Consider the following 7,157-nt stretch of genomic DNA (forward strand, 5'->3'; position numbering starts at 1 on the left):
CCCGAACCCCGAACCCCGAAAATCAAAGTTAGCTGGTCTGACCATTTGTTTTTCATCTTATTAACCTTTCTTTACCCTCTGTGATCTGTGTATTATTTGAACTTTGTTTAAATTACGTTACGCTGGCCTTAGGGCTTTAAAACTGCTGTAAATTGACAGTAATTACGGTTTTTGATAACGTATGGCAAAATTTGGTATGACCAATTTACCTTTTGGTCAGGTCATTCAGTTAAAAGCCTTATTTAATGGGCTGCTAGCACTTATACAACGCGGACGTTGATTGATGTCTTTAAAAATTAAAGCGGCAAAATTATCTGATGTTATTTTACAACAACTTGAGAACATGATTCTTGAGGGGTCGTTAGCACCAGGAGAAAAGTTACCACCGGAGCGTGAACTCGCTAAGCAATTTGAAGTGTCGCGTCCGTCGTTGCGTGAAGCCATTCAAAAGCTTGAGGCAAAAGGGCTCGTAACCCGTCGTCAAGGTGGTGGAACGTATGTAAAAAATCAATTGGAAGAGGGGCTGACTGATCCGTTGTTTGATTTGATCAGTAAACACCCCGAATCGCAATTTGATTTATTAGAATTTCGTCATGCGCTAGAGGGAATTGCGGCTTATTACGCAGCACTTCGCGGAACAAGCAACGATTTTGCAAAAGTAAAACAGAGCTTTGAGCAGATTGCATTAGCTAAAGATGAATTAAAGCAAAAAGCCAAAGCGATTAATGACTTTCATTTTTGCATCGCTGAGGCGTCTCATAACGTAGTGTTACTGCACTTAGTAAGAGGGATGCAAAGCTTACTTGAGCAGAATGTTTTACAAAATTTAACGGTGTTACTTAAAAAGTCAGATATAAGCAGCCAATTAGCTGAGCACAGGCGTTTATTAATGGATGCAGTGATTGACGGTAATCCTGAACAAGCTCGCTTAGCGAGTAATGCGCATTTAGCCTATATTGAAGAAGCATTGCTTGAAGCGGGTAAAGAGCATTCGCGAATTGAACGTAGTTTAAGACGCACCAAACAAAATTAAGCAAGTACATTTATTGTTAACTTGAGTTAACAGTGAAGTATTCAATACATAAAATTAGTATTTTAAACATAAGGAAACCTCCATATGTCTGAAGTCAATAAAATTGACGTAGACGCGCTAGAAACACAAGAGTGGTTACAAGCTCTTGAATCGGTTGTGCGCGAAGAAGGTGTTGAACGAGCTCAGTTTTTACTTGAGCAAGTGTTAGAGCAAGCCCGTTTAGACGGTGTTGATATGCCAACAGGCATTAACACAAACTACGTTAATACGATTCCGGTTGATCAAGAACCTGCCTACCCTGGTGATGTAAATCTTGAGCGCCGTATTCGTTCAATTATTCGCTGGAACGCGATTATGATTGTATTGCGTGCATCGAAAAAAGATCTCGACTTAGGCGGCCATATGGCGTCTTACCAATCGTCTGCTGCATTTTATGAAGTGTGCTTTAATCATTTCTTTAAAGCGCCAAATGATGTTGATGGCGGCGATTTAGTCTATTACCAAGGTCATATTTCTCCGGGTATTTATGCGCGTGCATTTGTTGAAGGGCGTTTAAGTGCTGAACAGCTAGATAATTTCCGTCAGGAAGTAGATGGCAAAGGTCTACCTTCTTACCCTCACCCTAAATTAATGCCTGAGTTTTGGCAGTTCCCAACGGTATCTATGGGTTTAGGTCCAATTTCTTCAATTTACCAAGCGCGTTTCTTAAAGTACTTAGATGGCCGTGGCTTAAAAGACACTAAAAACCAACGTGTATATGCGTTTTTAGGTGATGGTGAAATGGATGAGCCAGAATCTCGTGGTGCTATTTCCTTTGCTGCCCGTGAAAAGTTAGATAACCTATGTTACTTAATTAACTGTAATCTACAGCGCTTAGATGGCCCTGTAATGGGTAATGGTAAAATCATTCAAGAGCTAGAAGGGCTATTTAAAGGCGCTGGCTGGAATGTTATTAAACTTGTTTGGGGTAGCGGTTGGGATATTCTGCTTGCTAAAGACACCACAGGTAAATTACTACAGTTAATGAACGAAACTGTTGATGGTGATTACCAAACATACAAAGCAAAAGATGGCGCGTACGTACGTGAACATTTCTTTGGTCGTTATCCAGAAACAGCAGCACTTGTTGCTGATATGACCGATGAAGAAATTTTCGCCCTTAAGCGCGGTGGTCATGAGCCTTCAAAACTGTTTGCCGCATTTAAAAAAGCAGAAGAGACGAAAGGTCGTCCAACAGTAATCCTTGCTAAAACAGTAAAAGGTTACGGCATGGGTGAAGCGGCTGAAGGTAAAAACATTGCGCACCAAGTTAAGAAAATGGACATGTCGCATGTGGCTCACTTACGCTCTCGTTTAGGCTTAGATGATTTAGTATCTGAAGAGCAATTAAAAGAGCTACCATACTTAGAGCTTGAAAAAGATTCTCCTGAGTACAAGTACCTTCATGCACGTCGTGAGGCGCTTCAAGGTTACACGCCAACACGTATCGCTAAGTTCTCTGAAAAGTTACAGTTACCAGAAGTAGATGCGTTCAAGCCATTACTTGAAGAGCAAAAACGTGATATTTCAACCACTATGGGCTTTGTCCGTGCACTTAATATCTTATTAAAAGATAAAGGTATTGGTAAAAATATTGTGCCAATTATTGCCGATGAAGCACGTACTTTTGGTATGGAAGGTTTATTCCGTCAAATAGGTATTTACAACCCACACGGCCAAAATTACACCCCTCAAGACCGTGATATTGTTTCTTACTACAAAGAAGCAACCTCAGGACAGGTATTACAAGAAGGGATTAACGAGCTAGGTGCAATGTCGTCATGGGTTGCTGCTGCAACATCTTACAGCACCAACGACTTACCGATGATCCCATTCTACATTTACTATTCTATGTTTGGTTTCCAACGTGTTGGTGACATGGCATGGATGGCAGGGGATCAACAAGCACGTGGTTTCTTATTAGGTGCTACAGCGGGTCGTACAACGCTAAATGGCGAAGGCTTACAGCATGAAGATGGCCACAGCCACATTCTTGCAAACACGGTACCTAACTGTATTTCTTACGATCCTACTTATGCATTTGAAGTAGCGGTTATCGTGCAAGACGGTATTCGTCGTATGTACGGTGAAGAGCAAGAAAACATTTACTACTATCTAACGCTAATGAACGAAAATTACCATCAGCCAGCAATGCCTGAAGGCGCTGAAGAAGGTATTCGTAAAGGTATCTACAAGCTAGAAAGCTACGAAGGTAAAAAAGCCAACGTACAGCTATTAAGCTCAGGTACTATCATGACTGAAGTGCGTAAAGCTGCGGCAATTTTAAGCGAAGAGTTTGGTATTGCGTCTGATGTTTACTCAGTAACTTCATTCAATGAACTTACCCGTGATGGACAAGATGTTGAACGTTTCAACATGCTTAACCCAGAAAGCGAGCAAAAAACGCCATACATCACTAGCGTATTAAACGATTCAGTAACTGTTGCTGCAACGGATTACATGAAAAACTACGCAGAACAAGCGCGTTCATTTATTCCAAGCAATAACTACAAAGTATTGGGTACAGATGGTTACGGTCGTTCAGACAGCCGTGAAAACCTACGTCGTCACTTTGAAGTTAACGCAAGCTACGTGGTAGTTGCGACATTATCTGAACTTGCTAAACGTGGTGAAGTTGAAAAGTCAGTGGTTGTTGAAGCAATTAAAAAATTCAACATCGACACTAACAAACTAAATCCACTGTACGCATAAGAGGTTTGCAATGAGTATTGAAATTAAAGTACCTGATATCGGTGGCGACGAAGTAGAAGTAACCGAAATACTAGTGAGCGTTGGCGATAAAGTTGAAGTTGACCAATCACTATTAAGTGTTGAAGGTGATAAAGCTGCGATGGAAGTACCTGCTGAACAAGCCGGTACGGTAAAAGAAATTAAAGTAAATGTGGGTGACACTGTTACCACAGGCACTTTAGTGTTCATCTTTGAAGGTGAAGCGCAAGACTCTGCTGCTGACTCTAAAGAAGCTGAAAAAACCGAGGAAGCTGCACCTGCTGCGTCATCGGCTTCATCAACCAAAGAAGTCACTGTGCCAGATATTGGTGATGACGAAGTTGAAGTAACTGAAATTATGGTTGCAGTTGGCGATAGCGTAGAAGAAGAGCAATCTATCTTAAACGTTGAAGGCGACAAAGCAGCTATGGAAGTACCGGCGCCGTTTGCAGGTACTGTTAAAGAGATTAAAGTAGCGACTGGCGATAAAGTTAAAACTGGCTCATTGATTTTTGTATTTGAAGTGGCGGGTAGTGCACCAGCTGCAGCACCTGCAGAAAAATCAGCACCAGTGCCTAAAACAGAATCTAAGCCGGCAGCTCAGGCTGAGTCAAAACCAGCAGCATCATCTGCTAAAGCAAGCCCTGAAAGCTTTGAAAACAATAGCGCTTATGCACATGCATCGCCAGTGGTTCGCCGTTTAGCACGTGAGTTTGGTATTAACCTTGTCAACGTTAAAGGCACGGGCCGTAAAAACCGTGTTGTTAAAGAAGACGTGCAAAACTATGTTAAGCAACTGGTTAAGCAAGTTGAGTCTGGTCAAGTACCAGCAGCCAAAGGCAATACGGGTGGCGGTGAGCTTGGTTTAATTCCATGGCCAAAAGTTGATTTTGCTAAGTTTGGTGAAATAGAAGAGAAAAAACTCTCTCGTATTCAAAAGCTGTCAGGTAAAAACTTACACCGTAACTGGGTACAAATCCCCCATGTTACCCAGTTTGATGAAGCGGATATCACGAGCCTTGAGCAGTTCCGTAAAGAGCAAAACGCGCTTAACGAGAAGAAAAAGCTGGGTGTTAAAATTACGCCACTCGTGTTTGTAATGAAAGCAGCAGCTAAAGCGCTTGCTGAGTTCCCGACATTTAACTCATCGCTTTCAGAGGATGGCGAAAGCTTAATTCTTAAAAAGTACATTAATATTGGTGTAGCGGTTGATACGCCTAATGGCTTAGTTGTACCAGTGTTCAAAGATGTTGATAAAAAAGGCATTATTGAACTCTCTCGTGAACTAATGGAAGTATCTGTTAAAGCACGTGATGGCAAGTTAAGTTCATCAGATATGCAAGGTGGTTGTTTTACTATTTCAAGCCTAGGTGGCATTGGTGGTACGGCATTTACGCCGATTGTGAATGCGCCTGAGGTGGCAATTTTAGGTGTGTCAAAATCTGAAATGAAGCCTAAGTGGAATGGTAAAGAGTTTGAGCCTAAGCTAATGGTTCCACTTTCAATGTCTTACGACCATAGAGTGATTGACGGTGCACTTGCTGCACGCTTTACTGTTACTCTTGCAAGTTACATGAGTGATATACGCCAGTTAGTGATGTGATCACTACAGAGTGAGTAAAATCAAATCCCAGCCAGTTGTTTTTAGCTGGGATTTTTATCATTTGCAATGATACAATATTTGCACAAATGCCCTTTTCTGCCTTGCAGAAACATGGCAGTTAAATTTTGGGGCTGTGTCCCGTTCAAACAATAAAGGTAATAGCATGAGCAACGAATTAAAAACTCAAGTTGTTGTACTAGGCGGTGGTCCTGGTGGTTACTCTGCGGCTTTTCGCGCTGCTGACTTGGGCTTAGAAGTTACATTAGTAGAATCTCGTGAGACATTAGGCGGTGTATGTCTTAATGTTGGTTGTATTCCTTCTAAAGCACTTTTACACGTAGCTAAAGTGATTGATGATGCTGCAGAAATGTCATCTCACGGCGTTACTTTTGGCGCACCAAAAATTGACTTAGATGAAGTTCGTTCTTGGAAAGAGTCTGTTGTTGGCCAGCTTACAGGTGGCTTAGACGGCATGGCTAAAATGCGTAAAGTAAAAGTTGTATCTGGTTACGGTAAATTTACTGGTAGCAACACTTTAGATGTTGAAGGCGCTGACGGTAAAACAACCATTACCTTTGATAACGCAATTATTGCTGCGGGTTCTAAACCTGTAAATTTACCTTTCATCCCAGAAGATGATCGCGTTATTGATTCAACGGGCGCGCTAGAGCTTAAAGATGTTCCTGAAAAGCTACTTGTTTTAGGTGGTGGTATTATCGGTCTTGAAATGGGTACGGTTTACCGTGCACTAGGTTCTGCAATTGATGTTGTAGAATTTGCAGACCAACTTGTTCCTGCTGCTGATAAAGACATCATTAAAATTTACCAAAAGCATGTTAAAGACAAGTTTAATGTAATGCTTTCAACTAAAGTAACTGGCGTTGAAGCAAAAGACGACGGTTTATATGTTACTTTTGAAGGCAAAAATGCACCGGCAGAGCCAGTACGTTATGACAAAGTACTTGTTGCTGTAGGTCGTACACCAAATGGTAACATGTTAGACGCTGATAAAGCGGGGGTGAATGTTGATGAGCGTGGTTTTATTAACGTTGATAAGCAATTACGTACTAACGTAGAACATATTTTTGCGATTGGTGACTTAGTGGGGCAGCCTATGCTTGCGCATAAAGCGGTTCATGAAGGCCATGTTGCAGCAGAAGTTATCTCTGGTCAAAAACATTACTTTGATCCTAAGTGTATTCCTTCAATTGCTTACACTGACCCTGAAATTGCATGGGCGGGTGTAACTGAAAAAGAAGCGAAAGAGCAAGGTTTAAGCATTGAAACAGCTGTATTCCCTTGGGCTGCATCGGGTCGTGCTATTGCTTCTTCACGTACTGAAGGTTCTACTAAGCTTATTTTTGATAAAGAAAGCGGCCGTATTATCGGTGGTGCTATGATTGGTATTAACGCAGGCGAAATGCTGGGCGAAATCGGTCTAGGTATTGAAATGGGTGCAGATGGTGAAGACCTAGCGCTAACAATTCATGCTCACCCAACATTGAACGAATCAATCGGCCTTGCTGCTGAAATTTTTGAAGGTTCAATCACTGATTTACCAAACAAAAAAGCAGTTAAAAAGAAGAAGTAATTTCTTTTAGTTAATCGCGATAAAAAACCCAAGCCTCGGCTTGGGTTTTTTGTTTTTATAGCCGTCAACCGTCAACCGTCAACCGTCAACCGTCAACCGTCAACCGTCAACCGTCAACCGTCAGCCGTCAGCCGTCAGATAGGAGACGCTGCCTTGTCACT

General features: G+C 41.8%; 3 protein-coding genes and 1 pseudogene. All 4 read left to right on the forward strand.

Features of this window, described 5'->3' with window-relative positions:
- The first annotated feature begins 283 nt into the window (after positions 1-283).
- On the forward strand, positions 284-1,033 hold the full coding sequence (gene pdhR, locus CWB76_RS13130) for a pyruvate dehydrogenase complex transcriptional repressor PdhR (RefSeq protein ID WP_138608204.1): 750 nt from the start codon (positions 284-286) through the stop codon (positions 1,031-1,033).
- A gap of 84 nt (positions 1,034-1,117) precedes the next feature.
- Positions 1,118-3,784: a pyruvate dehydrogenase (acetyl-transferring), homodimeric type gene (aceE, locus tag CWB76_RS13135; protein WP_064663819.1), complete on the forward strand. Its 2,667-nt coding sequence runs from the start codon at positions 1,118-1,120 to the stop codon at positions 3,782-3,784.
- Positions 3,785-3,803: 19 nt separating this feature from the next.
- Positions 3,804-5,405, forward strand: a pseudogene (gene aceF / locus CWB76_RS13140) (pyruvate dehydrogenase complex dihydrolipoyllysine-residue acetyltransferase); the annotation flags it as partial.
- Positions 5,406-5,568: 163 nt separating this feature from the next.
- A complete protein-coding gene (gene lpdA, locus CWB76_RS13145) occupies positions 5,569-6,996 on the forward strand; it encodes a dihydrolipoyl dehydrogenase (RefSeq protein ID WP_013465928.1) in 1,428 nt (475 codons plus the stop codon).
- Positions 6,997-7,157 lie beyond the last annotated feature (161 nt).

Origin of the sequence: Pseudoalteromonas sp. S1609, assembly GCF_005887255.1 — a bacterium.
Taxonomy (GTDB): Bacteria; Pseudomonadota; Gammaproteobacteria; order Enterobacterales; family Alteromonadaceae; genus Pseudoalteromonas.